The sequence below is a fragment of the Streptomyces sp. NPDC047117 genome, assembly GCF_040643545.1.
In the GTDB taxonomy this organism is placed as follows: domain Bacteria; phylum Actinomycetota; class Actinomycetes; order Streptomycetales; family Streptomycetaceae; genus Streptomyces.
In genome coordinates, this window is sequence record NZ_JBEYUN010000013.1 from 1 (window position 1) to 23,935 (window position 23,935).

21 protein-coding genes are annotated in these 23,935 nt (G+C 70.7%); 18 read left to right on the top strand and 3 right to left on the bottom strand.

Annotated features, from left to right (window positions below; all coding sequences use genetic code 11):
* The first annotated feature begins 231 nt into the window (after window positions 1–231).
* The 12 genes from ABZ840_RS24110 (at window position 232) to ABZ840_RS24165 (ending at window position 13,102) form a co-directional block, all read left to right on the top strand.
* On the top strand, window positions 232–774 hold the full coding sequence (locus ABZ840_RS24110; RefSeq protein WP_361562190.1) for a hypothetical protein: 543 nt from the start codon (window positions 232–234) through the stop codon (window positions 772–774).
* A 143-nt stretch (window positions 775–917) separates the two neighbouring features.
* Window positions 918–1,829, top strand: coding sequence for a pyridoxal 5'-phosphate synthase lyase subunit PdxS (pdxS, locus tag ABZ840_RS24115; protein WP_361562191.1), 912 nt, complete (start codon window positions 918–920; stop codon window positions 1,827–1,829).
* A gap of 49 nt (window positions 1,830–1,878) precedes the next feature.
* Window positions 1,879–2,475, top strand: coding sequence for a pyridoxal 5'-phosphate synthase glutaminase subunit PdxT (gene pdxT, locus ABZ840_RS24120; protein ID WP_361562192.1), 597 nt, complete (start codon window positions 1,879–1,881; stop codon window positions 2,473–2,475).
* A gap of 64 nt (window positions 2,476–2,539) precedes the next feature.
* The gene (locus ABZ840_RS24125) at window positions 2,540–3,298 is read left to right on the top strand and encodes a YebC/PmpR family DNA-binding transcriptional regulator (RefSeq protein ID WP_361562193.1); all 759 of its coding nucleotides are present in this window, start codon (window positions 2,540–2,542) and stop codon (window positions 3,296–3,298) included.
* A 231-nt stretch (window positions 3,299–3,529) separates the two neighbouring features.
* Window positions 3,530–4,240: a crossover junction endodeoxyribonuclease RuvC gene (gene ruvC, locus ABZ840_RS24130; RefSeq protein ID WP_361562194.1), complete on the top strand. Its 711-nt coding sequence runs from the start codon at window positions 3,530–3,532 to the stop codon at window positions 4,238–4,240.
* Window positions 4,237–4,857 carry a Holliday junction branch migration protein RuvA gene (gene ruvA / locus ABZ840_RS24135; RefSeq protein ID WP_361562195.1) on the top strand — a complete coding sequence of 207 codons (621 nt, stop codon included), beginning with the start codon at window positions 4,237–4,239 and terminating at the stop codon, window positions 4,855–4,857. Before ruvC ends, ruvA begins: the two co-directional genes overlap by 4 nt.
* 115 nt (window positions 4,858–4,972) lie before the next feature.
* The gene (gene ruvB / locus ABZ840_RS24140) at window positions 4,973–6,025 is read left to right on the top strand and encodes a Holliday junction branch migration DNA helicase RuvB (protein ID WP_361562514.1); all 1,053 of its coding nucleotides are present in this window, start codon (window positions 4,973–4,975) and stop codon (window positions 6,023–6,025) included.
* A 162-nt stretch (window positions 6,026–6,187) separates the two neighbouring features.
* A complete protein-coding gene (gene yajC, locus ABZ840_RS24145; protein ID WP_361562196.1) occupies window positions 6,188–6,724 on the top strand; it encodes a preprotein translocase subunit YajC in 537 nt (178 codons plus the stop codon).
* Between the two features lie 151 nt (window positions 6,725–6,875).
* Window positions 6,876–8,633, top strand: coding sequence for a protein translocase subunit SecD (gene secD / locus ABZ840_RS24150; RefSeq protein WP_361562197.1), 1,758 nt, complete (start codon window positions 6,876–6,878; stop codon window positions 8,631–8,633).
* A gap of 1 nt (window position 8,634) precedes the next feature.
* Window positions 8,635–9,768, top strand: coding sequence for a protein translocase subunit SecF (gene secF / locus ABZ840_RS24155; RefSeq protein ID WP_361562198.1), 1,134 nt, complete (start codon window positions 8,635–8,637; stop codon window positions 9,766–9,768).
* The gene (locus tag ABZ840_RS24160; RefSeq protein ID WP_361562199.1) at window positions 9,765–10,313 is read left to right on the top strand and encodes an adenine phosphoribosyltransferase; all 549 of its coding nucleotides are present in this window, start codon (window positions 9,765–9,767) and stop codon (window positions 10,311–10,313) included. Before secF ends, ABZ840_RS24160 begins: the two co-directional genes overlap by 4 nt.
* Before the next feature lie 257 nt (window positions 10,314–10,570).
* Window positions 10,571–13,102 carry a bifunctional (p)ppGpp synthetase/guanosine-3',5'-bis(diphosphate) 3'-pyrophosphohydrolase gene (locus tag ABZ840_RS24165; RefSeq protein ID WP_361562200.1) on the top strand — a complete coding sequence of 844 codons (2,532 nt, stop codon included), beginning with the start codon at window positions 10,571–10,573 and terminating at the stop codon, window positions 13,100–13,102.
* Window positions 13,103–13,172: 70 nt separating this feature from the next.
* On the opposite strand, the gene ABZ840_RS24170 is transcribed toward ABZ840_RS24165, so the two are convergent.
* On the bottom strand, window positions 13,173–14,402 hold the full coding sequence (locus tag ABZ840_RS24170; RefSeq protein WP_361562201.1) for a DUF349 domain-containing protein: 1,230 nt from the start codon (window positions 14,400–14,402) through the stop codon (window positions 13,173–13,175).
* A gap of 231 nt (window positions 14,403–14,633) precedes the next feature.
* Window positions 14,634–15,455, bottom strand: a complete 822-nt coding sequence (locus ABZ840_RS24175) for a peptidylprolyl isomerase (protein ID WP_361562202.1) — start codon at window positions 15,453–15,455, stop codon at window positions 14,634–14,636.
* 181 nt (window positions 15,456–15,636) lie between these two features.
* Here ABZ840_RS24175 and ABZ840_RS24180 point away from each other — a divergent pair, with 181 nt between their 5' ends.
* The 5 genes from ABZ840_RS24180 (at window position 15,637) to ABZ840_RS24200 (ending at window position 22,229) form a co-directional block, all read left to right on the top strand.
* A complete protein-coding gene (locus ABZ840_RS24180; RefSeq protein ID WP_361562203.1) occupies window positions 15,637–16,353 on the top strand; it encodes an MBL fold metallo-hydrolase in 717 nt (238 codons plus the stop codon).
* 11 nt (window positions 16,354–16,364) lie between these two features.
* Window positions 16,365–17,630, top strand: coding sequence for a histidine--tRNA ligase (gene hisS / locus ABZ840_RS24185; RefSeq protein ID WP_361562204.1), 1,266 nt, complete (start codon window positions 16,365–16,367; stop codon window positions 17,628–17,630).
* A gap of 181 nt (window positions 17,631–17,811) precedes the next feature.
* Complete coding sequence (locus tag ABZ840_RS24190) at window positions 17,812–18,459, top strand: vitamin K epoxide reductase family protein (RefSeq protein ID WP_361562205.1); 648 nt, start codon at window positions 17,812–17,814, stop codon at window positions 18,457–18,459.
* A gap of 65 nt (window positions 18,460–18,524) precedes the next feature.
* Window positions 18,525–19,892 carry a replication-associated recombination protein A gene (locus ABZ840_RS24195; protein ID WP_361562206.1) on the top strand — a complete coding sequence of 456 codons (1,368 nt, stop codon included), beginning with the start codon at window positions 18,525–18,527 and terminating at the stop codon, window positions 19,890–19,892.
* 114 nt (window positions 19,893–20,006) lie between these two features.
* Window positions 20,007–22,229 carry an NADP-dependent isocitrate dehydrogenase gene (locus tag ABZ840_RS24200; protein ID WP_361562207.1) on the top strand — a complete coding sequence of 741 codons (2,223 nt, stop codon included), beginning with the start codon at window positions 20,007–20,009 and terminating at the stop codon, window positions 22,227–22,229.
* Window positions 22,230–22,361: 132 nt separating this feature from the next.
* On the opposite strand, the gene ABZ840_RS24205 is transcribed toward ABZ840_RS24200, so the two are convergent.
* Window positions 22,362–23,114: a DUF2470 domain-containing protein gene (locus ABZ840_RS24205; protein ID WP_361562208.1), complete on the bottom strand. Its 753-nt coding sequence runs from the start codon at window positions 23,112–23,114 to the stop codon at window positions 22,362–22,364.
* Between the two features lie 188 nt (window positions 23,115–23,302).
* On the opposite strand from ABZ840_RS24205, the gene rpsD reads away from it, so the two are divergent.
* Window positions 23,303–23,914, top strand: coding sequence for a 30S ribosomal protein S4 (gene rpsD / locus ABZ840_RS24210; protein ID WP_052868130.1), 612 nt, complete (start codon window positions 23,303–23,305; stop codon window positions 23,912–23,914).
* Window positions 23,915–23,935: the final 21 nt, after the last annotated feature.

Here is a 23,935-nt window from a genome sequence, read left to right on the forward strand (position 1 = left end):
GCGGGTGGGGTACCGGACGTAAAGCGAAGCAGTCCGGTACCCCACCCGCGGAGGCCCGGCCCCGTGACGCCAAGCCCCGCGCAGCGGCAATGCCCGCCGCAGGCGAAACGGCGCCGCACCCGGCAACGTACGGGCACCCCGCCGCAGGCGAACCGCGCCGCACCTGGCAACGTACGTGCCCCGCCCCCGCCGGCACAGCCGCCCCCGCGAGGCCCGGTAACGTGACGCCCCGTGACCACACTCATCTGGGTCGTCGTGGCCCTCGTCGTCATCGGCGTGTACCTCAGCTGGACAGCCGGCAGGCTGGACCGACTGCACGCGCGCATCGACGCCGCCCGCGCCGCGCTGGACGCGCAGCTGCTCCGGCGCGCGTCCGTCGCGCAGGAGCTCGGTACGTCCGGCGTCCTCGACCCCGCCGCCTCGATCGTGCTGTACCAGGCCGCGCACGAGGCACGGCAGGCCGAGGCGGACCAGCGGGAGGTCGCCGAGAGCGCGCTCAGCCAGGCGCTGCGCGCGGTCTTTGACGAGGCCGAACAGGCCGACGCCGTACGGGAGGCCCCCGGCGGCGAGCAGACGCTCACGGAACTGAACGCGGCCGTGCGGCGCGTCCCCATGGCCCGCCGCTTCCACAACGACGCCGTGCGCGCGGCCCGCGCCGTCCGCCGGCACCGCGTCGTACGCTGGTTCCGCCTCGCGGGCCACGCCCCGTTCCCGATGGCGTTCGAGATGGACGACGAGGCCCCGGCGGCACTGGGGGAACGCGCGGCGGCCTGAGCGCCGCACCGGCGCGGGTCCGTACGGAACCCCTGGTGGGGCCGCCAAGAGCCACCGCCCTGCAATTGGCCCTTTTCACCTGCCGTACACAAACGGTTCTCTAGGTGCAGCAGCGCAACCACCCGCACTTAGTGAGGTCAATCGTGTCCACCACGCCCACCACGCCCCAGACCCCGGAGACCGGTACCGCCCGCGTCAAGCGCGGCATGGCCGAGCAGCTCAAGGGCGGCGTGATCATGGACGTCGTCACGCCGGAAGAGGCGAAGATCGCCGAGGACGCCGGCGCCGTCGCGGTCATGGCCCTGGAGCGCGTCCCCGCGGACATCCGCAAGGACGGCGGCGTGGCGCGGATGTCCGACCCGGACATGATCGACGGCATCATCAACGCCGTCTCCATCCCCGTCATGGCCAAGTCCCGCATCGGCCACTTCGTCGAGGCCCAGGTCCTCCAGTCCCTCGGCGTGGACTACATCGACGAGTCCGAGGTCCTCACCCCCGCCGACGAGGTCAACCACTCCGACAAGTGGGCCTTCACCACCCCCTTCGTCTGCGGCGCCACCAACCTCGGTGAGGCCCTGCGCCGCATCGCCGAGGGCGCGGCCATGATCCGCTCCAAGGGCGAGGCCGGCACCGGCAACGTCGTCGAGGCCGTCCGCCACCTCCGCCAGATCAAGGGCGAGATCGCCAAGCTGCGCGGCTGCGACAACAACGAGCTGTTCGCCGCCGCCAAGGAGCTGCGCGCCCCGTACGAGCTGGTCAAGGAGGTCGCGGAGCTGGGCAAGCTGCCCGTCGTCCTCTTCTCCGCCGGTGGCGTCGCCACCCCCGCCGACGCCGCGCTGATGCGCCAGCTCGGCGCCGAGGGCGTCTTCGTCGGCTCCGGCATCTTCAAGTCCGGCGACCCCGCCAAGCGTGCCGCCGCGATCGTGAAGGCCACCACCTTCTACGACGACCCGAAGGTCATCGCGGACGCCTCCCGTGACCTGGGCGAGGCCATGGTCGGCATCAACTGCGACACCCTCCCCGAGGCGGAGCGGTACGCCAACCGCGGCTGGTGAGCCAGGAGCCGGTGAGTACGTACACGAGCGAGCGAAGCGAGGCCGGTGCATGAGTGACCGCACTCCCACCATCGGCGTGCTGGCGCTCCAGGGCGACGTTCGCGAGCACCTCACGGCGCTCGCGACCGCCGACGCCCTGGCGCGCCCGGTGCGCCGCGCCGAGGAACTGGACGGCATCGACGGCCTGGTCATCCCCGGCGGCGAGTCCACCACCATGTCCAAGCTGGCGGGCATCTTCGGCATGCTGGAGCCGCTGCGCGCCTTCATCCGCGCGGGCAAGCCGGTCTACGGCACCTGCGCGGGCATGATCATGGTCGCGGAGAAGATCCTGGACGGCCGGGACGACCAGGAGACGTTCGGCGGCGTCGACATGATCGTGCGCCGTAACGCCTTCGGGCGGCAGAACGAGTCCTTCGAGGCGGCCGTCGACGTCGCCGGGATCGACGGCGGACCGGTCGAGGGCGTCTTCATCCGCGCGCCCTGGGTCGAGTCGGTCGGCGCCGAGGTCGAGGTACTGGCCGAGCACGGCGGTCACATGGTGGCCGTCCGGCACGGTAACGTCCTCGCCACGTCCTTCCATCCGGAGCTCACCGGCGACCACCGGGTCCACGCGTTCTTCGTGGACATGGTGCGTCGGGCGGCGTGACGGCGTCTGGGTAGGATCTAGGGCGTTCGTTTTCAGAAGTTGGTTACGCGAAGGAGACAGGCGGATGTCCGGCCACTCTAAATGGGCTACGACGAAGCACAAGAAGGCCGTGATCGATGCCAAGCGCGGCAAGCTCTTCGCGAAGCTGATCAAGAACATCGAGGTCGCGGCGCGCATGGGCGGCGTCGACATCGAGGGCAACCCGACCCTCTACGACGCCATCCAGAAGGCGAAGAAGCAGTCGGTCCCGAACAAGAACATCGACTCCGCGGTCAAGCGCGGCGGCGGCCTCGAGGCCGGCGGCGCCGACTACGAGACGATCATGTACGAGGGTTACGGCCCGAACGGTGTCGCGGTGCTCATCGAGTGCCTCACCGACAACCGCAACCGTGCCGCCTCGGACGTGCGCGTCGCCATGACCCGCAACGGCGGCTCGATGGCCGACCCGGGTTCGGTGTCCTACCTGTTCAACCGCAAGGGCGTCGTCATCGTCCCCAAGGCCGAGCTGACCGAGGACGACGTGCTGGCCGCGGTCCTGGACGCGGGTGCCGAGGAGGTCAACGACCTCGGTGAGTCCTTCGAGGTGCTCAGCGAGGCCACCGACGTGGTCGCGGTCCGTACCGCGCTGCAGGAGGCCGGCATCGACTACGACTCGGCCGACACCAACTTCGTCCCGACCATGCAGGTCGAGCTGGACGAGGAAGGCGCGAAGAAGATCTTCAAGCTGATCGACGCGCTGGAGGACAGCGACGACGTCCAGAACGTCTTCGCCAACTTCGACGTCTCGGACGAGGTCATGGCCAAGGTGGACGCGGACGCGTAAGCGCCGGACGCGGCCGCGTAAGCCACGCTCGGTCGCGGTACTGACTGACGGCTGTGTATCGGCTGACGTGACGGGCCGGCAGGGAACACGCCCTGCCGGCCCGTCACGCGTTGTCAGTGCCACCCGATACTGTGCTGAGCAGGGGATCTCCGCTCCCCCGTGGTGGGGGTGGAGGGACGAAACGGTACGGCGGCGGTGGCGACAGCGCGGCATGAGGGGAGGGGATCACTCGTGAAGGTGCTGGGCGTGGACCCGGGGCTGACGCGCTGCGGTGTGGGTGTGGTCGACGGCGTGGCCGGACGGCCGCTGACGATGGTCGGCGTCGGGGTGGTCCGTACCCCCGCCGACGCCGACATCGCGCACCGCCTCGTCCTCATCGAGCGCGGCATCGACGAGTGGCTCGACGAGCACCGCCCCGAGTACGTCGCCGTGGAGCGCGTCTTCAGTCAGCACAACGTCCGTACGGTCATGGGAACGGCCCAGGCCAGCGCGGTGGCCATGCTGTGTGCGGCCCGGCGCGGACTGCCCGTCGCGCTGCACACCCCCAGCGAGGTCAAGGCCGCCGTCACCGGCTCGGGCCGCGCAGACAAGGCCCAGGTCGGCGCCATGGTGACCCGGCTGCTGCGGCTGTCGGCGCCCCCGAAGCCGGCCGACGCCGCGGACGCGCTGGCGCTGGCCATCTGCCACATCTGGCGCGCCCCCGCCGTCAACCGGCTTCAGCAGGCCCAGGCCCAGGCGCAGGCCCGGACCGCGCCCCGGCGCACCCCGGCCCCCGCACGCCCCGCGGGCACGAGCCGCGCCGCGGCCCAGGAGCGCGCCGCCGGTCCCGCACGCCCCGCCGCCGGTACGCCACGCGCCTCCGCTCCCGAGCGCCCCGCCGGGGCCTCCCGCACCCCCGCCCCCGTACGCAGCACCACCCGTATCCCGAAGGGCACGTCATGATCGCCTTCGTTTCCGGCCCGGTCGCGGCCCTCGCCCCCGACGCCGCCGTCGTCGAGGTCGGCGGCATCGGCATGGCCGTCCAGTGCACCCCCGGCACCCTGTCGGGGCTGCGCATGGGGGAGCAGACCCGGCTCGCCACCTCCCTCGTCGTACGGGAGGACAGCCTCACGCTGTACGGCTTCGCGGACGACGACGAGCGGCAGACCTTCGAGCTGCTGCAGACGGCGAGCGGCGTCGGGCCGCGGCTGGCCCAGGCCATGCTCGCGGTGCACTCCCCGGACGCGCTGCGCCGCGCGGTCTCCACGGGCGACGAGAAGGCGCTCACCGCCGTGCCCGGCATCGGCAAGAAGGGCGCGCAGAAGCTGCTGCTGGAGCTGAAGGACCGCCTCGGCGAGCCGCTCGGCAGCGCCGGGCCCGCGATCGGCAGCCCGGTCACGGCCGGCTGGCGGGACCAGCTGCACGCCGCGCTGATCGGCCTCGGGTACGCCACCCGCGAGGCCGACGAGGCGGTCGGTGCGGTCGCCCCGCAGGCCGATGCGGCCGTGGCGGACGGCGGTACCCCGCAGGTCTCGCAGCTCCTGAAGGCGGCGCTGCAGTCGCTGAACCGGGCGCGCTGACCGGCCGCCCGACCGGGTACCCCTACGATCCGGCACTTCACCCACCGACGACGCGAGGCAGTACGCAGTGAACTGGGACGACAGCACCGACACCGCGGACGGACAGGACCCCGGCCTGCAGCCGGGCGGCGCCGACCGGCTGGTGGGCGCGGACGCCGACGGTGAGGACACCGCCGTCGAGGCCGCGCTGCGCCCGAAGGACCTGGAGGAGTTCGTCGGCCAGGAGCGGGTGCGCGAGCAGCTGGACCTGGTGCTGCGGGCGGCCCGGGCGCGCGGCGCCACCGCCGACCACGTGCTGCTCTCCGGCGCTCCGGGGCTCGGCAAGACCACCCTGTCGATGATCATCGCGGCGGAGATGGGCGCCCCGATCCGGATTACCTCGGGCCCCGCCATCCAGCACGCCGGCGACCTGGCCGCCATCCTCTCCTCGCTCCAGGAGGGCGAGGTGCTCTTCCTCGACGAGATCCACCGGATGTCGCGGCCCGCCGAGGAAATGCTGTACATGGCGATGGAGGACTTCCGGGTCGACGTGATCGTCGGCAAGGGGCCGGGCGCGACCGCCATTCCGCTGGAGCTGCCGCCGTTCACGCTGGTCGGGGCCACGACGCGGGCCGGCCTGCTGCCGCCGCCGCTCCGCGACCGCTTCGGGTTCACGGGGCACATGGAGTTCTACGCGCCGGTCGAGCTGGAGCGGGTCATCCACCGTTCGGCGGGCCTGCTGGATGTCGAGATAGAGGCCGAGGGCGCCGCCGAGATCGCCGGGCGGTCGCGCGGTACGCCCCGTATCGCCAACCGTCTGCTGCGCCGCGTACGGGACTACGCGCAGGTCAAGGCGGACGGCCTGATCACCCGGGAGATCGCGGCGCAGGCCCTGGACGTGTACGAGGTCGACCAGCGCGGCCTGGACCGGCTGGACCGTGCGGTGCTCACGGCGCTGCTCAAGCTGTTCAGCGGCGGACCGGTGGGCCTGTCGACCCTGGCGGTGGCCGTGGGGGAGGAGCGTGAGACGGTCGAGGAGGTCGCGGAGCCGTTCCTCGTCCGTGAGGGCCTGCTCGCGCGTACCCCCCGGGGCCGCATCGCCACCCCCGCCGCATGGACGCACATGGGGCTGGTGCCACCGCAGCAGATGACGGGCGGAAACGGACAGCAGGGGCTGTTCGGGGCGTGACGGCGCGGGGACTCGCCGGGTCAGGAACTGCGGTGGGATGCTGGGCGTTGTTCCACTGGTGCGGACTCGCTTAGACTCCGCCGATGCCGTCCGTACGGTCCGGCATACCAACCCCCGTATACCAGGCCGCGCCTCGCGGTCGTGCGAAGGAATGTCCGTCCCGTGAATATCATGACTCTCCTCCCGTTCATCGTGCTCATCGGGGCCATGTTCCTGATGACGCGCTCCGCCAAGAAGAAGCAGCAGGCGGCAGTGCAGATGCGGAATGAAATGCAGCCCGGCACCGGCGTCCGCACGATCGGGGGCATGTACGCCACCGTCAAGGAGATCCACGACGACTCGGTCCTCCTGGAGGTCGCGCCCGGCGTGCACGCGCTGTACGCGAAGAACGCCGTCGGCGCCGTGCTGCCCGACGACGAGTACAACCGCATCATCGACGGCGCCGAGAAGGGCACCGTCGTTCCGGACGACGTTTCTTCCCTGACCGGCGCCTCCGCCGTCAACGCCGCCGACGACGACACCACCGAGAAGGGTGACGCCGGCGAGAAGATCGACCTGGGCAAGGAAGCTCCCGCGGAGAAGGCCGCCGAGGCCGACGCCGACGAGCCGAAGGCCGACGCGGCCCCGGCCGAGGACGCCGACGCCAAGGCCGACGAGCCCAAGGACGCCAAGAAGGACGGCGGCGCCGACGCGAAGTAGGCCCGCCTCTCAGGGAACCGCGGTGCGCGCCGAGCGCGGTGCACCGCGGTTCCTGGACCGTCTAGGCTCCGGCGGGGGCACGTCCCCACAAGACTTCGTGGCCGTCCGGCACTGACCTGACTCGGGCGGTTGGACAGGGAGATACGAGAAGGTGGCAGCACCGAACAAGGGCCGAAGGTCGCCTGCGACCCAGGGCAGGCCGGGGCGCGCCCTGGTCCTGATCCTGGTCGTCATCGCGGCGCTGGTCGGGGGGATGTTCTACTCCGGCACGATGACTCCGCGGCTGGGCATCGACCTCGCGGGTGGTACGAGCTTCACGCTGGAAGCCCAGAACATGCCGGGCAAGCCCAACGCGATCAACGAGACCAACATGAAGACCGCGTCGGGAATCATCGAGCGCCGGGTCAACGGTCTCGGTGTCTCCGAGGCCGAGGTCCAGACGCAGGGCACCAACCACATCATCGTGAACATCCCCAAGGGGACGGACGCGAAGCAGGCCCGCCAGCAGGTGGGCACCACCGCCCAGCTCGGCTTCCGTACGGTGCTGACGGCCGCGGCCGGGACGAAGACGCCCACGCCGGGTGCCTCCGAGAGCCCCAAGGCCGGCAGCGGCGAGAAGGAGAAGGGCGACGGCGGCAGCTCCGCTTCGGGCGCCCCCTCCGGCAAGCCCACCACCCAGGGCCGGGCCGTCAGTGACGCGCTGAAGAAGGACGACGCCCCCTCGGGCTCGGCCACGCCGCCCGCCACCAAGACACCCAGCGCGCCGCCGGCCCAGCAGCAGCCCCAGGGTGCGGACATCCCCGCGGCGCTGCAGAAGAAGCTCGCGGCGCTGGACTGTTCCACGAAGGCGAGCCGTTCGGAGGCAGCCGAGCAGGCCGCGCGGGCCAAGCCCAGCGACTCGATCGTGGCCTGTGAGGACGACGGCAAGACCAAGTACGTGCTCGGGCCGGTCAAGGTCGAGGGCACGGACGTGGACGACGCGAAGGCCACCTTCGACCAGCAGGGCGGCCAGGGCTGGCTCGTCCAGATGAACTTCACCTCCGCCGGCGGCAAGAAGTTCGCCGACGTGACCGGTGACATCGCCACCAAGGCCCCGCCGCAGAACCAGTTCGCGATCACCCTGGACGGCGAGGTCGTCTCGGCCCCGCAGGTGAGCAGCGCGATCGCGGGCGGCAACGCCCAGATCACCGGCGGCTTCACCCAGCAGTCCGCCGAGGACCTGGGGAACATGCTGTCCTACGGTGCGCTGCCGCTCTCCTTCAAGATCGCGGACGAGACCACCGTGACCGCGGCGCTCGGTGGCGAGCAGCTGAACGCCGGCCTGATCGCGGGCGCCATCGGCCTCGCGCTGGTCATCATCTACCTCATCGCGTACTACCGCGGCCTGTCCCTGGTGGCGCTGGCCAGCCTCGTGGTCTCGGCGGTGCTGACGTACACGCTGATGACCCTGCTCGGCCCAGCCATCGGGTTCGCGCTGAACCTGCCGGCGGTCTGTGGTGCGATCGTGGCGATCGGTATCACCGCCGACTCCTTCATCGTGTACTTCGAACGCATCCGGGACGAGATCCGGGAGGGCCGTACGCTGCGGCCGTCCGTCGAGCGGGCCTGGCCGCGTGCCCGGCGCACGATCCTGGTCTCGGACTTCGTGTCGTTCCTGGCCGCGGCGGTGCTCTTCATCGTCACGGTCGGCAAGGTCCAGGGCTTCGCGTTCACCCTCGGCCTGACGACCCTGCTGGACGTCGTGGTGGTCTTCTTCTTCACCAAGCCGCTGATGACGCTGCTGGCCCGGCGGAAGTTCTTCTACTCCGGGCACCCGTGGTCGGGTCTGGATCCCACGCGCCTCGGTGCGAAGCCGCCGCTGCGCCGCGGCCGGCGCACCTCCGCCCCCATCGAGACGAAGGAGGCGTGAGATGTCCAAGCTCGGCAACATCGGCGCCCGGCTGTACCGCGGCGAGGTCGGCTACGACTTCATCGGCAAGCGCAAGATCTGGTACTCCGTCTCGATCCTGATCACCATCCTGGCGATCGTGGGCCTCGCGGTGCGCGGCCTGAACATGGGCATCGAGTTCTCCGGCGGCGCGGTCTTCACCACCCCGAAGACCACCGTGTCGGCGAGCCAGGCCCAGCACCATGCCGAGTCCGCCTCCAACGGCCACCAGGCCGTGGTCCAGAAGCTCGGCAACGGCGGCCTGCGGATCCAGATCAGCGAGCTGGACACCAAGGAGGCCGTGCCGGTCCAGGAAGAGCTGGCCAAGGACCTGAACGTCCCGGTCAAGGACGTCAACACCCAGCTGGTCGGCCCGAGCTGGGGCGAGGAGATCGCGAACAAGGCCTGGCTGGGCCTGGGGATCTTCATGGTCCTCGTGGTCATCTACCTCGCCATCGCCTTCGAGTGGCGGATGGCGCTGGCGGCCCTGATCGCGCTGATCCACGACCTCACGATCACGGTCGGTGTGTACGCACTGGTCGGCTTCGAGGTCACACCGGGTACGGTCATCGGTCTGCTGACCATCCTCGGTTACTCGCTGTACGACACGGTGGTGGTCTTCGACAGCCTCAAGGAGGCGTCGCGGGGCATCACCAAGCAGTCCCGGTACACCTACGGCGAGGTCGCCAACCGCTCGATCAACTCCACGCTGGTCCGGTCGATCAACACCACGGTCGTGGCGCTGCTCCCGGTGGCCGGTCTGCTCTTCGTGGGCGGTGGCTTCCTGGGCGCGGGCATGCTGAACGACATCTCGCTCGCCCTGTTCGTGGGTCTGGCGGCCGGTGCGTACAGCTCGATCTTCATCGCCACCCCGCTGGTCGCCGACCTCAAGGGCCGTGAGCCGCAGATGAAGGCGCTCGCTCGCCGGGTCCGCAGCAAGCGTTCCGCGGTGGCGGCCAAGGCCGACTCCCAGGAGGGGGCGGCCGAGGGCGCGGCGGAGGCCGGCGAGGAGCCGCAGGACGGCGCCGGTGACCCGGCGGCGGCCGGCAGCTCGGCGGCCGGTCGGTCCGACTCCCGCGGCCGCGGCCGTGGCCGTCCGTCGGGGAAGCGCCGATGACCGCCCCCACGGAGCTGCGGGAGCTGCTGCTCAGCAGGATCGCCGACGTGCCGGACTACCCGCAGGCGGGCGTGGTCTTCAAGGACATCACCCCGCTGCTGGCCGATCCGGCCGCCTTCGGGCGGCTGACCGACGCGCTGGCCGGGGTCTGCGACGAGTTCGGCGCGACGAAGATCGTGGCGCTGGAGGCCCGCGGGTTCATCCTGGCGGCGCCGGTCGCGGTGAAGGCGGGCGTCGGCTTCGTGCCCGTACGCAAGGCCGGCAAGCTCCCCGGGGCGACCCTCGGCCAGAGCTACGCGCTGGAGTACGGCCACGCCACGGTCGAGATCCAGGCCGATGCGCTGGGCCCGGGGGACCGGGTGCTGGTGATCGACGACGTGCTGGCCACGGGCGGTACGGCCGATGCCTCGCTGACCCTGATCCGCCGGTCCGGCGCCGAGGTCGCGGGTGTGGCGGTCCTGCTGGAGCTGGGCTTCCTGGACGGTCGCGAGAGGCTGGCGGCCGGCCTGGACGGGGCCCCGCTGGAGGCGCTGATCACGGTCTGAGGCGGGGGCCGCGCGGCCCCGGGGACGTGGCCGCCGGCCGTGTCCGACGCTCGAAAGCCAAGCAAAGTGCAGGTAAAAGGGCATCCGGCATAAATGCGGATGCCCTTTTGCTGTGTCCACAGGAGCACCGGCCCGCGGAGGAGCCGCGGCTGCCGGCATGGATACCATGGCAGCCCGGCCACTCCGTGGACCGGTGGTCCGGCACCGCTCTTTTCCGCCCGTTCGCCGGTGGAAAAGGTCCCAGCGAGGAGTTGCTCTTGCCAGACGAGGCCCAGCCGCTCTCCCCCCGCACGCCGGGGGGCGGCGCCGCCGCGCATCCGGACGACCGGCCCGCGGGCGGCACCGCGGACGCGTCGAAGAACGGCGGGAAGGAAGCACCGGCAGGGCCCGGCCCGACGGCTGCCCGGCCCGCCGACCCGGCGCCCAAGCCCACCCCGCCGCCCTCGGCCCCCAAGCCGCTGCCGCCGGGGTACACCGGCCAGTCCGGCAGCCGGTCCGGTTCGTCCAACCGGGTGAGGGCCCGCCTGGCCCGGCTCGGCGTGCAGCGCCAGAGCCCGTACAACCCGGTGCTGGAGCCGCTGCTGCGCATCGTGCGGAGCAACGACCCCAAGATCGAGACGGCCACGCTGCGCCAGGTCGAACGGGCCTACCAGGTCGCCGAGCGCTGGCACCGCGGCCAGAAGCGCAAGAGCGGCGACCCGTACATCACGCACCCGCTCGCCGTCACGACCATCCTCGCGGAGCTGGGCATGGACCCGGCCACGCTGATGGCGGGCCTGCTGCACGACACGGTCGAGGACACCGAGTACGGCCTGGACACCCTCCGCCGGGACTTCGGCGACCAGGTCGCGCTGCTGGTGGACGGCGTCACCAAGCTGGACAAGGTCAAGTTCGGCGAGGCCGCGCAGGCCGAGACGGTGCGCAAGATGGTCGTGGCGATGGCCAAGGACCCCCGGGTCCTGGTGATCAAGCTCGCCGACCGGCTGCACAACATGCGCACGATGCGCTACCTCAAGCGGGAGAAGCAGGAGAAGAAGGCCCGCGAGACGCTGGAGATCTACGCCCCGCTGGCGCACCGGCTGGGCATGAACACCATCAAGTGGGAGCTGGAGGACCTCGCCTTCGCGATCCTCTACCCCAAGATGTACGACGAGATCGTGCGGCTGGTCGCCGAGCGGGCGCCCAAGCGCGACGAGTACCTGGCCATAGTCACCGACGAGGTCCAGGCGGATCTCCGCTCGGCGCGCATCAAGGCCACCGTCACGGGACGGCCCAAGCACTACTACAGCGTCTACCAGAAGATGATCGTCCGCGGCCGGGACTTCGCGGAGATCTACGACCTGGTGGGTATTCGTGTACTTGTCGACACCGTGCGCGACTGTTACGCCGCCCTCGGTACCGTGCACGCGCGATGGAATCCGGTCCCCGGCCGGTTCAAGGACTACATCGCGATGCCCAAGTTCAACATGTACCAGTCGCTGCACACGACGGTCATCGGCCCGAACGGCAAGCCCGTCGAGCTCCAGATCCGTACGTTCGACATGCACCGCCGCGCCGAGTACGGCATCGCCGCGCACTGGAAGTACAAGCAGGAGGCCGTCGCCGGCGCCTCCAAGGTGCGTACGGACGTGCCCAAGGGCAAGGCCGGCAAGGACGACGCGGTCAACGACATGGCGTGGCTGCGGCAGTTGCTGGACTGGCAGAAGGAGACCGAGGACCCGGGCGAGTTCCTGGAGTCGCTCCGCTTCGACCTGTCCCGCAACGAGGTCTTCGTCTTCACCCCCAAGGGCGATGTCATAGCGCTGCCGGCCGGTGCCACCCCGGTGGACTTCGCATACGCCGTGCACACCGAGGTCGGCCACCGCACGATAGGCGCGCGCGTCAACGGCCGCCTGGTGCCGCTGGAATCGACCCTGGACAACGGCGACCTGGTGGAGGTCTTCACCTCCAAGGCGCCGGGCGCCGGCCCCTCCCGGGACTGGCTCGGCTTCGTCAAGTCGCCGCGGGCCCGCAACAAGATCCGCGCCTGGTTCTCCAAGGAGCGCCGCGACGAGGCGATCGAGCAGGGCAAGGACGCCATCGCGCGGGCCATGCGCAAGCAGAACCTGCCGATCCAGCGCATCCTGACCGGCGACTCCCTGGTCACGCTCGCGCACGAGATGCGGTATCCGGACATCTCGTCGCTGTACGCCGCGATCGGCGAGGGGCACGTCACCGCGCAGTCCGTCGTGCAGAAGCTGGTGCAGGCGCTCGGCGGCCAGGACGAGGCCACCGAGGACATCGCCGAGTCCACGCCGATCCGCCGCTCCAAGCGGCGCTCCAGCGCGGACCCGGGCGTGGTCGTCAAGGGCGTCGAGGACGTCTGGGTCAAGCTCGCGCGCTGCTGTACGCCGGTGCCGGGCGACCCGATCATCGGCTTCGTCACCCGCGGCTCCGGCGTCTCGGTGCACCGCGCCGACTGCGTCAACGTCGACTCGCTGTCCAAACAGCCGGAGCGGATCCTGGAGGTCGAGTGGGCGCCGACCCAGTCCTCGGTCTTCCTGGTCGCGATCCAGGTGGAGGCGCTGGACCGTTCCCGGCTCCTCTCGGACGTCACGCGGGTCCTGTCCGACCAGCACGTCAACATCCTGTCGGCGGCCGTGCAGACCTCCCGTGACCGGGTGGCCACCTCCCGCTTCACCTTCGAGATGGGCGACCCCAAGCACCTCGGGCACGTCCTGAAGGCGGTACGGGGCGTGGAGGGCGTCTACGACGTCTACCGCGTCACCTCGGCCCGCCGGCCCAACTAGCCGCCGTACACGACGAGGAGGGCCCCGGTACCGCGTACCGGGGCCCTCCTCGCGTGCGTTTCGCTTCGACCTATCCGCCGAACTCCTGGAGGCCCTTCTGGGCCTGGTCCAGCAGGGCCTGGCGGCCCTCCAGCTCACGGGCGAGCTTGTCGGCCTTGGCGTCGTTGCCCGCCGCACGGGCCGTGTCGATCTGCTTCTGGAGCTTGTCGACGGCGTCCTGGAGCTGGCCGGTCAGCCCCGCGGCACGCGCCCGCGCCTCGGGGTTGGTCCGCCGCCACTCGGCCTCCTCGGCCTCCTGGATGGCGCGCTCGACGGCGTGCATCCGGCCCTCGATCTTCGGGCGGGCGTCCCGCGGCACGTGGCCGACGGCCTCCCACCGCTCGTTGATCGAACGGAACGCGGCCCGCGCGGCCTTGAGATCCGAGACCGGGAGCAGCTTCTCGGCCTCGACGGCCAGCTCCTCCTTGCGGGTGAGGTTCTCCCGCTGCTCGGCGTCCCGCTCCGCGAAGACCTCGCTGCGGGCCTGGAAGAACACGTCCTGGGCGCCGCGGAAGCGGTTCCACAGGTCGTCCTCGTGCTCGCGCTGGGCGCGGCCCGCGGCCTTCCACTCCTGCATCAGCTCGCGGTACCGGGCGGCGGTGGGGCCCCAGTCCGTGGAGTTCGACAGCGCCTCGGCGTCCGCGACCAGCTTCTCCTTGGTCTGCCGGGCCTGCTCGCGCTGCGCGTCCAGCGACGCGAAATGCGCCTTGCGCCGCTTGGAGAACGCCGACCGGGCGTGCGAGAAGCGGTGCCACAGCTCGTCGTCGGACTTGCGGTCCAGCCGCGGCAGCCCCTTCCAGGTGTCGACCAGGGCACGGAGCCGCTCGCCGGCCGCCCGCCACTGCTCGCTCGCCGCCAGCTCCTCGGCCTCGGCGACCAGCTTCTCCTTCGCCGTCCTGGCCTCGTCCGCCTGCCGGGCCTTGGCCACCTTGCGCTCCTCGCGGCGGGCCTCGACCGTCTGCACGAGCGCGTCCAGGCGCTTGCGCAGGGCATCAAGGTCGCCCACCGCGTGGTGCTCGTCCACCTGCTGGCGCAGGTGGTCGATGGCGGTCATGGCGTCCTTGGCCGACAGGTCGGTGGTCTTGACCCGTCGTTCGAGGAGGCCGATCTCGACGACCAGGCCCTCATACTTGCGCTCGAAGTAGGCGAGGGCCTCCTCGGGAGATCCCGCCTGCCACGATCCGACGACCTGCTCGCCGTCGGCGGTACGCACGTACACGGTCCCCGTCTCATCGACGCGGCCCCATGGGTCGCTGCTCACAGCGCCTCCTCCACATGATGCCGGCGGGACGCGGAGGCCCCGGGCATCGTCCACAGTTTCTGTCCGGCGGGACTGCGCCCCGGCCGGTCCGACGGACTGTTCTTGCGGGTGAAGGTGGCAGCCGTCGGAGCAGGCACCCTACCCAACGCCAATCTAGGCGACCGGCGGCCCGGCTGTCCGCATCCCGCACGACCGAAATTCCGTGGTCCAGGCAAGGATGGCCGGAGTACGTCAGGTCTTCGTGACGCGGGCGCGGTCGATGACGACGGTGGCGTTCGGCGCGGTGTTGCCGGTCTGCGGGTCGGGCGTGGAGCCGGCCTTCGCGATCTTCTTCAGGACGTCCATCCCCTGGGTGATGGTGCCGAACGGCGTGTAGTTGGGCGGCAGCTCGCTGTCCTGGAAGACCAGGAAGAACTGGCTGCCGCCGGTGTCCCGGGTCTTCTCGCTCTGCCCGTCGTACCGGTTGGCCATCGCGACCGTGCCGGCCGGGTAGACGTTGCCCTTGAGCCGCGAGTCCTTCAGGTTCTCGTCCGGGATGGTGTAGCCGGGGGTGCCCTGGCCGGTGCCCGTGGGGTCGCCGCACTGCAGGACGTGGAGGCCGTCGTCCACCAGGCGGTGGCACTTGCTGTGGTCGAAGTACTTCTCGCCCGCCAGGAAGTCGAACGAGTTGACCGTGTGCGGGGCCTTCTTCGCGTCCAGCTTCAGGGTGATGTCACCGCAGGTGGTGGCGAGCTCGGCGGTGTACGAAGCGGCGGTGTCCACCGTCAGCTCCGGCTCCTTCTTCCACTGCTTTTCGGACGGCTTGCCCTTGGCGGGCGCGGCGCACGGGTCCTTCGGCCGGTCGGCCGCCGCGTTCGCGTCGTTCCCGTTGTCCGCGCCGACCAGGCCCGCCGTCGCGTACACCGTCGCGCCGGCGGCCAGCACCACCGCGAGTGCCGACGCGATGACGACGTTGCGGCGCTTGGTCTTGCGCCGGTTCTCGACCCGCCGCTGGGCCTGCCGCTCGTACTTCTGGCGCGCGAGCTGCTTGCGCCGCTGATCCCCCTTGACCACCAGGCCGTCTCCTTGGTCTGTGTGCTCTGCCGTGGCCGTACCGTATACGGGTTCGCTCCTGCGGGAGTCCCGCCGGTAGGCTCTGAACAGCAGAGATCTTGCAGCATGTTTCTGTGAGATCCGCCAGGGCCGCATGCCGGGGCCCGTCAGGATCTGTCCGCCGGACGATAGAAGGACGAACGTGCTGATTGCCGGGTTCCCCGCCGGGGCCTGGGGCACCAATTGCTACTTGGTCGCCCCCGCCGCGGGTGAGGAGTGCGTGATCATCGATCCGGGCCACCAGGCCGCCCGAGGGGTCGAGGAAGCGGTGAAGAAGCATCGCCTCAAGCCCGTCGCCGTCGTCCTCACCCACGGCCACATCGACCATGTCGCCTCGGTGGTGCCGGTCTGCGGCGCGCACGACGTCCCCGCCTGGATCCACCCCGAGGACCGCTACATGATGAGCGACCCGGAGAAGGCGCTGGGCCGTTCCATCGGGCAGCAGCTGATGGGCGAGCTGACCATCGGTGAGCCGGACGACGTCAAGGAGCTGGCGGACGGCGGCACGCTGGAGCTGGCCGGAATGGAATTCGGGGTCTCCCATGCGCCGGGCCATACCAAGGGGTCGGTGACCTTCAGGATGCCCGAGCAGGCCGACATCCCGCCGGTCTTCTTCTCGGGCGACCTGCTCTTCGCCGGCTCCATCGGACGCACCGACATGCCCGGCGGCTCCCACGCCGAGATCCTCCGGTCGCTGGAGCGCGTATGCCTCCCGCTGGACGACTCGACCGTGGTGCTGTCGGGACACGGCCCCCAGACCACCATCGGCCAGGAGCGCGCCACCAACCCCTTCCTGCGGGAAGTGGCCGCCGGCCTCGGAACGGGCCCCCAGAGCCCGGCTCCGCGACGAGGAATGTGACGAAAGCTTCCGTGAGCACCTTCAAGGCCCCCAAGGGCACCTACGACCTGATCCCGCCGCAGTCCGCGACCTACCTGGCGGTCCGTGACGCGATCTCCGGCCCGCTCAAGCGGTCCGGCTACGGCTACATCGAGACGCCCGGCTTCGAGAACGTCGAGCTGTTCGCGCGCGGCGTCGGCGAGTCCACCGACATCGTCACCAAGGAGATGTACGCCTTCGAGACCAAGGGCGGCGACAAGCTCGCGCTGCGCCCCGAGGGCACCGCCTCCGTGCTGCGCGCCGCGCTGGAGGCCAACCTCCACAAGTCCGGCAACCTCCCCGTCAAGCTCTGGTACAGCGGCTCGTACTACCGCTACGAGCGCCCGCAGAAGGGCCGCTACCGGCACTTCTCGCAGGTCGGTGCGGAGGCCATCGGTGCCGAGGACCCGGCGCTGGACGCCGAGCTGATCATCCTGGCGAACGACGCGTACCGCTCGCTGGGCCTGAAGAACTTCCGCATCCTGCTCAACAGCCTCGGCGACGCGGAGTGCCGCCCCGCCTACCGGGCCGCGCTGCAGGACTTCCTGCGCGCCCTGGACCTGGACGAGGACACCCGCCGCCGGATCGAGATCAACCCGCTGCGGGTCCTGGACGACAAGCGCCCGGACGTGCAGAAGCAGCTGACCGGCGCGCCCCTGCTGCGCGACCACCTCTGCGAGAACTGCAAGGCGTACCACGAGCAGGTGCGCGAGCTGCTGACCGCGGCGGGCGTGGCCTACGAGGACGACCCCAAGCTGGTGCGCGGCCTGGACTACTACACCCGTACCACCTTCGAGTTCGTCCACGACGGGCTCGGCTCGCAGTCCGCGGTGGGCGGCGGCGGCCGGTACGACGGCCTGTCGGAGATGATCGGCGGCCCCGCGCTGCCGTCCGTCGGCTGGGCGCTCGGCGTGGACCGTACGGTCCTGGCGCTGGAGGCCGAGGGCGTGGAGCTGGAGATCCCGGCCAGCACCGCCGTCTTCGCGGTGCCGCTGGGCGAGGAGGCCCGCCGGGTGCTCTTCGGCACGGTCACCGAGCTGCGCCGGGCCGGTCTCGCGACCGACTTCGCGTACGGCGGCAAGGGCCTGAAGAACGCCATGAAGTCCGCCAACCGCTCGGGCGCGCGCCTGGCGATCGTGGCGGGCGAGCGTGATCTCGCCGAGGGCGTGGTCCAGCTCAAGGACCTGGAGAGCGGCGAGCAGGCGCCGGTCGCGCTGGACGCGGTGGTCGAGGAGGTCCGGCGGAAGCTGGGTGGCTGACCCCTCGTTTTTCTGTGCGAAGGGCCCGGGACCGGATGGTCGCCGGGCCCTTCGTCATGGGCCGGAAGGGCATTCGCAGGCGTTCGGTTTTATGCGCAGCGAACGGTGCCCGGTGCACCGGGTGGGGCACAATGTGAGGCTCGAACGGGCGGATTCACCAAGGGACCGACGGAACGGCGATATGACGACGACTACGCTTGATGACGTGTCCACCACCGACCACGGCCGTACGGACGGCGACGGCACCATCGGAGCGGGTCGCCCCTTCGCGCTGCTCCTGGTGATCACCAGCGCGCTCGGCCTGCTTGCCGCCTGGGTCATCACCCTCGACAAGTTCAAGCTGCTGGAGGACCCGACCTTCAAGCCGGCCTGCAGCATCAACCCGATCATCTCCTGCGGCAACATCATGAAGAGCGCGCAGGCCGGGGTCTTCGGCTTCCCGAACCCGATGGCGGGGCTCGTCGGCTTCGGCGTCGTCATGGCGATCGGCGTGGCCGTGCTCGCCGGTGCCCGCTTCAAGGCCTGGTACTGGATCGGCCTGAACGTCGGCACGCTGCTCGGCACGGTCTTCTGCATGTGGCTGATGAGCCAGTCGCTGTACGTCATCAACTCGCTGTGCCTGTGGTGCACGCTCACCTGGCTCGTGACGGTCCTGATGTTCTGGTACACGACCGTGCACAACATCAAGCACGGCATCATCAAGGCGCCCGCGGGCCTGCGCAACGCGGTCCTGGAGTTCCACTGGGTCGTCCCGGTGCTCTGGTACGGCGTGATCGCGCTGCTCGTCCTCACGCGCTGGTGGACGCAGTACTGGAGCACGCTGCTCTGAGCCGGGGCCGTCCCGGAGGCCGGGGCCCGGAGGCGTTGTCAGTCCGGTGACATAGGCTCGGAAGCGTGGAGCCCGACCTGTTCACCGCCGCTGCCGAAGACCGCCAGGAGAAGGACCCCGCGGGGTCCCCGCTCGCCGTACGGATGCGCCCGCGCACCCTGGACGAGGTGGTCGGCCAGCAGCATCTGCTGAAGCCCGGATCGCCGCTGCGGCGGCTGGTGGGCGAGGGGGAGGGCGGCCCGGCGGGGCCGTCCTCGGTGTTCCTGTGGGGCCCGCCCGGCATCGGCAAGACCACCCTCGCGTACGTCGTCAGCCAGGCGACCAACAAGCGCTTCGTGGAGCTCTCCGCGATCACCGCGGGGGTGAAGGAGGTGCGCTCCGTCATCGACGGCGCCCGCCGCGCCTCCGGCGGGTACGGCAAGGAGACCGTCCTCTTCCTGGACGAGATCCACCGCTTCAGCAAGGCTCAGCAGGACTCCCTGCTCCCGGCGGTGGAGAACCGCTGGGTCACGCTCATCGCCGCGACCACCGAGAATCCGTACTTCTCGGTGATCTCCCCGCTGCTCTCCCGCTCGCTGCTCCTCACGCTGGAGCCGCTGACCGACGACGACCTGCGGGGGCTGCTGAAGCGCGCGCTGACCGACGCGCGGGGGCTGGCGGGCGCGGTGACGCTGCCCGAGGACACCGAGGCGCATCTGCTGCGCATCGCGGGCGGGGACGCGCGCCGGGCGCTGACGGCCCTGGAGGCCGGCGCGGGCTCGGCGATCTCCAAGGGAGAGAAGGAGATCTCCCTCCAGACGCTCGAGGAGTCCGTCGACCGGGCGGCCGTGAAGTACGACCGGGCCGGTGACCAGCACTACGACGTGGCCAGCGCGCTGATCAAGTCCATCCGCGGCTCGGACGTGGACGCGGCGCTGCACTATCTGGCCCGGATGATCGAGGCGGGCGAGGACCCGCGGTTCATCGCCCGGCGGCTGATGATCTCCGCGAGCGAGGACATCGGGCTGGCCGACCCCTCGGCGCTGCAGACGGCCGTGGCGGCAGCGCAGGCGGTGGCCATGATCGGCTTCCCCGAGGCGCGGATCACGCTCGGCCAGGCGACGATCGCGCTGGCGCTCGCGCCGAAGTCCAACGCGGCGTACATGGCCATCGACGCGGCGCTGGCGGACGTGCGGGCCGGACTCGCGGGGCCGGTGCCGCCGCATCTCCGCGACAGCCACTACCAGGGCGCGAAGAAGCTCGGCCACGGCAAGGGCTACCAGTACCCGCACGACCTCCCCGGCGGCATCGCGGCCCAGCAGTACGCGCCGGACGAGGTGCACGGCAAGCGGTACTACACCCCCACGCGGTACGGCTCCGAGGCGCGGTACTACGACGTGGTGGAGCGGGTGCGCGGCAGGCTGGCGGGGGAGGCGGGGCCGGCGGGGGAGTGAGGCGCGTGCGGAAGGCGGCCTTCCGTCGCCGCACGGGCAGGGCCCTGTCGAGCGGGGGCCCGTCACGAGATATCTTGATGTCGAGCAATGTTGCAGACGTGGAGCGGAGCACCGGTGACTGACTCGACCATCATCTATACGCACACCGACGAGGCCCCGGCCCTGGCGACGTATTCCTTCATGCCGGTGATCGAGGCCTACGCCTCGACGGCCGGTGTCGCCGTGGAGAGCCGTGACATCTCGCTGGCGGGCCGGATCATCGCCAGCTTCCCCGAGCGTCTTCGGGAGGACCAGCGCATCGACGACGCGCTGGCCGAGCTCGGCGAGCTGGCGAAGACGCCCGAGGCGAACATCATCAAGCTGCCGAACATCTCGGCCTCGATCCCGCAGCTCAAGGCGGCCGTCGCCGAGCTGCAGGAGCAGGGTTACGCGCTGCCGGACTACCCGGACGACCCGAAGACCGACGAGGAGCGCGACATCCGCGCCCGCTACGACAAGGTCAAGGGCTCGGCCGTCAACCCGGTCCTGCGCGAGGGCAACTCCGACCGCCGCGCCCCCGCGTCGGTCAAGAACTACGCCAAGGCCAACCCGCACCGCATGGGCGCCTGGTCCGCCGACTCCAAGACGAACGTCGCGCACATGACCGGCGACGACTTCCGCTCCACCGAGAAGTCCGTCGTCATCGCCGAGGACGGCGCGCTGAAGATCGAGCTGGTCGGTGACGACGGCTCCACCACCGTGCTGCGCGAGTCGGTACCGGTGCTGGCCGGCGAGGTCGTGGACGCCTCCGTCATGCGCGTCGGTGCGCTGCGCGAGTTCCTCAAGGAGCAGGTCGCCCGCGCCAAGGCCGAGGGCGTGCTGTTCTCGGTGCACCTCAAGGCCACCATGATGAAGGTCTCCGACCCGATCATCTTCGGCCACGTGGTGCGCGCCTTCTTCCCGAAGACCTTCGCGAAGTACGCGGACGTGCTCGCCGGTGCGGGCCTGACCCCGAACGACGGTCTCGGCGGCATCTGGAAGGGCCTGGAGGCGCTGCCCCAGGGCGAGGAGATCAAGGCCTCCTTCGACGCCGAGCTCGCCGAGGGCCCGGACCTGGCCATGGTCGACTCCCACCGCGGCATCACCAACCTGCACGTCCCCAGCGACGTCATCGTCGACGCCTCCATGCCGGCCATGATCCGCACCTCGGGCCACATGTGGAACAAGGACGACCAGGAGCAGGACGCGCTCGCGGTCATCCCGGACAGCTCGTACGCCGGCATCTACCAGGCCGTCATCGACGACTGCCGGGCGAACGGCGCGTACGACCCCTCGACCATGGGCTCGGTGCCGAACGTCGGCCTGATGGCGCAGAAGGCCGAGGAGTACGGCAGCCACGACAAGACCTTCGAGGTCCCCGCCACCGGCACCGTGCGCGTCGTGGACGGCAACGGCACCGCGCTGCTGGAGCAGACGGTCAGCGCCGGCGACATCTTCCGCGCCTGCCAGACCAAGGACGTGCCGATCCGCGACTGGGTCAAGCTGGCCGTCACCCGCGCCCGCGCCACCGGCGACCCGGCCGTGTTCTGGCTGGACGAGGGCCGTGCGCACGACGCGAACCTGATCGCCAAGGTCAAGCAGTACCTCCCGGAGCACGACACCGAGGGCCTGCAGATCGAGATCATGTCCCCGGTCGAGGCCACGAAGTTCTCGGTGGAGCGCATCCGCCGCGGCGAGAACACCATCTCGGTGACCGGCAACGTGCTGCGTGACTACCTCACCGACCTGTTCCCGATCCTGGAGCTGGGCACCAGCGCCAAGATGCTCTCGGTCGTGCCGCTCATCAACGGCGGCGGTCTCTTCGAGACCGGTGCCGGCGGCTCCGCGCCCAAGCACGTCCAGCAGCTGGTCAAGGAGAACTACCTGCGCTGGGACAGCCTGGGTGAGTTCCTCGCGCTCGCGGTGAGCTTCGAGCACCTCGCGCAGAAGACCGACAACGCGCGCGCCCAGATCCTCGCCGACACGCTGGACCGCGCCACCGGCACGTTCCTGGCCGAGAACAAGTCGCCCAGCCGCAAGCTCGGCGGTATCGACAACCGCGGCAGCCACTTCTACCTGGCCCTGTACTGGGCCCAGGAGCTGGCCGAGCAGACCGACGACGCGCCGCTCGCCGAGGCGTTCGCGGCCCTCGCCGCGACGCTGGCCGAGCAGGAGCAGACGATCGTCGACGAGCTGATCGCCGTCCAGGGCAAGCCGGCCGACATCGGCGGCTACTACCAGCCCGACCCGGCGAAGGCCGCGGCCGTCATGCGCCCGTCCGGCACGCTGAACAAGGCCCTCGCCGCGCTCAGCGCCTGACGCGCCCCGGCGGTCCGCCGCCGTAAGCGCACCGCCCCTCCCGGCTTCGTGCCGGGAGGGGCGGTTCTTTCTGCGGGGTACGGCGCCGCGCGGACGCGGTGACCGGGACGGCTCCGTCGCCGTCGCGGACACTCACGCCGCGGCGTCGAAGAGGTGGTGCATCGCCCGCCGGAGCTCCATCAGATCCCGTACGGGCGTGGGGAAGTCGAAGCGGGCGTCGAAGGTCTGCGTGTCGGGGTCGGAGAAGCGGACCCGCAGGCCGAAGCGGTCCAGCGCCACGGGGACGACGGAGCCGCGCGCCGCGCAGATCTGCTCGGCCCGGTCGCCGAGCAGCCCGCACAGGTCGCGTACCTGCTCGCCGTGGGCGGTGTGCAGGTGCTGCAGGAGCTCGGCCTCGTGGCCCGCCACGGGGTCCGGAGCGGCCTGGGCGAACTCTTCCGGCTCGACGGAGTCGGCGCCCCACAGATCGTCCACAGTGGCCTCGCCGACCTCCAGGCGGAGCATCATCCACGGGGCGCGCTGGACGGTGCCGGGGACCGGGTCGGGGCGCAGCGCCTCACCGATGCCCAGCAGCTCCCCGACGGGGTGCCGCTCGGCGAGCAGCCGGGCTGCCCGGGCCCGGTCCTCGCCCCGTACCGGGGTGAGCCAGCCGGCCACCCAGGCCCGTCCGCGGATGCGATGGGGCACCGAAACGGGTGCGACATCCGTGAGTTCCATCACTGCTGTGACGTCGTCGTCCTGGGCGTGCGCGGCGGCGCGAGCGGCCGCCGAGTCCCCAGGAACCAGGATTAGCACGTCTCCTGAGCTGTCGACGGTTCTGCAGGTGGGCGCGGCGAAGCCGGCTTCGTCGAGATCGTGGACTCCGGGAATGGTCAGCGACGCCATAGCATGGGAATCCACGAGGGTTCGCACACGCTCGGCGGCGGATGGCTGCTGGGCGTCTTCCGTGGGACGCGGCTGCCCCGCCTCGGTGCTCTGGTCTGCACTGGGCAGGGGGTTCCCAGGTCGAAACATGCGGTCTCCTCGCGCTGCTAAGGTAAGCCTCACCTAACTTACATGGAGGTTCGTTCCACGTGAACCAGTCGCGTCCCAAGGTCAAGAAGTCCCGCGCGCTCGGCATCGCCCTGACGCCGAAGGCCGTCAAGTACTTCGAGGCCCGTCCCTACCCGCCCGGCGAGCACGGCCGTGGCCGCAAGCAGAACAGTGACTACAAGGTCCGTCTGCTCGAGAAGCAGCGTCTGCGTGCGCAGTACGACATCAGCGAGCGCCAGATGGTGCGCGCCTACGACCGCGCTCGGAAGGTCGACAGCAAGACAGGCGAAGCGCTGATCATCGAGCTTGAGCGCCGTCTGGACGCGCTCGTCCTGCGTTCGGGTCTGGCCCGGACGATCTACCAGGCCCGCCAGATGGTGGTCCACGGCCACATCTCGGTGAACGACCGCAAGGTCGACAAGCCGTCCTTCCGCGTCCGCCCCGGCGACGTGGTGATGGTCCGCGAGCGCAGCCGCGAGAAGCACCCCTTCCAGGTTGCCCGTGAGGGTGGCTACGCCGGCGAGGGCGAGACCCCCCGCTACCTGGAGGTCAACCTCCAGGCCCTGGCGTTCCGCCTGGACCGGGACCCCAACCGCAAGGAGATCCCGGTCATCTGCGACGAGCAGCTGGTCGTCGAGTACTACGCCCGCTGAGCGAGCCCCGTACTCCGCGCG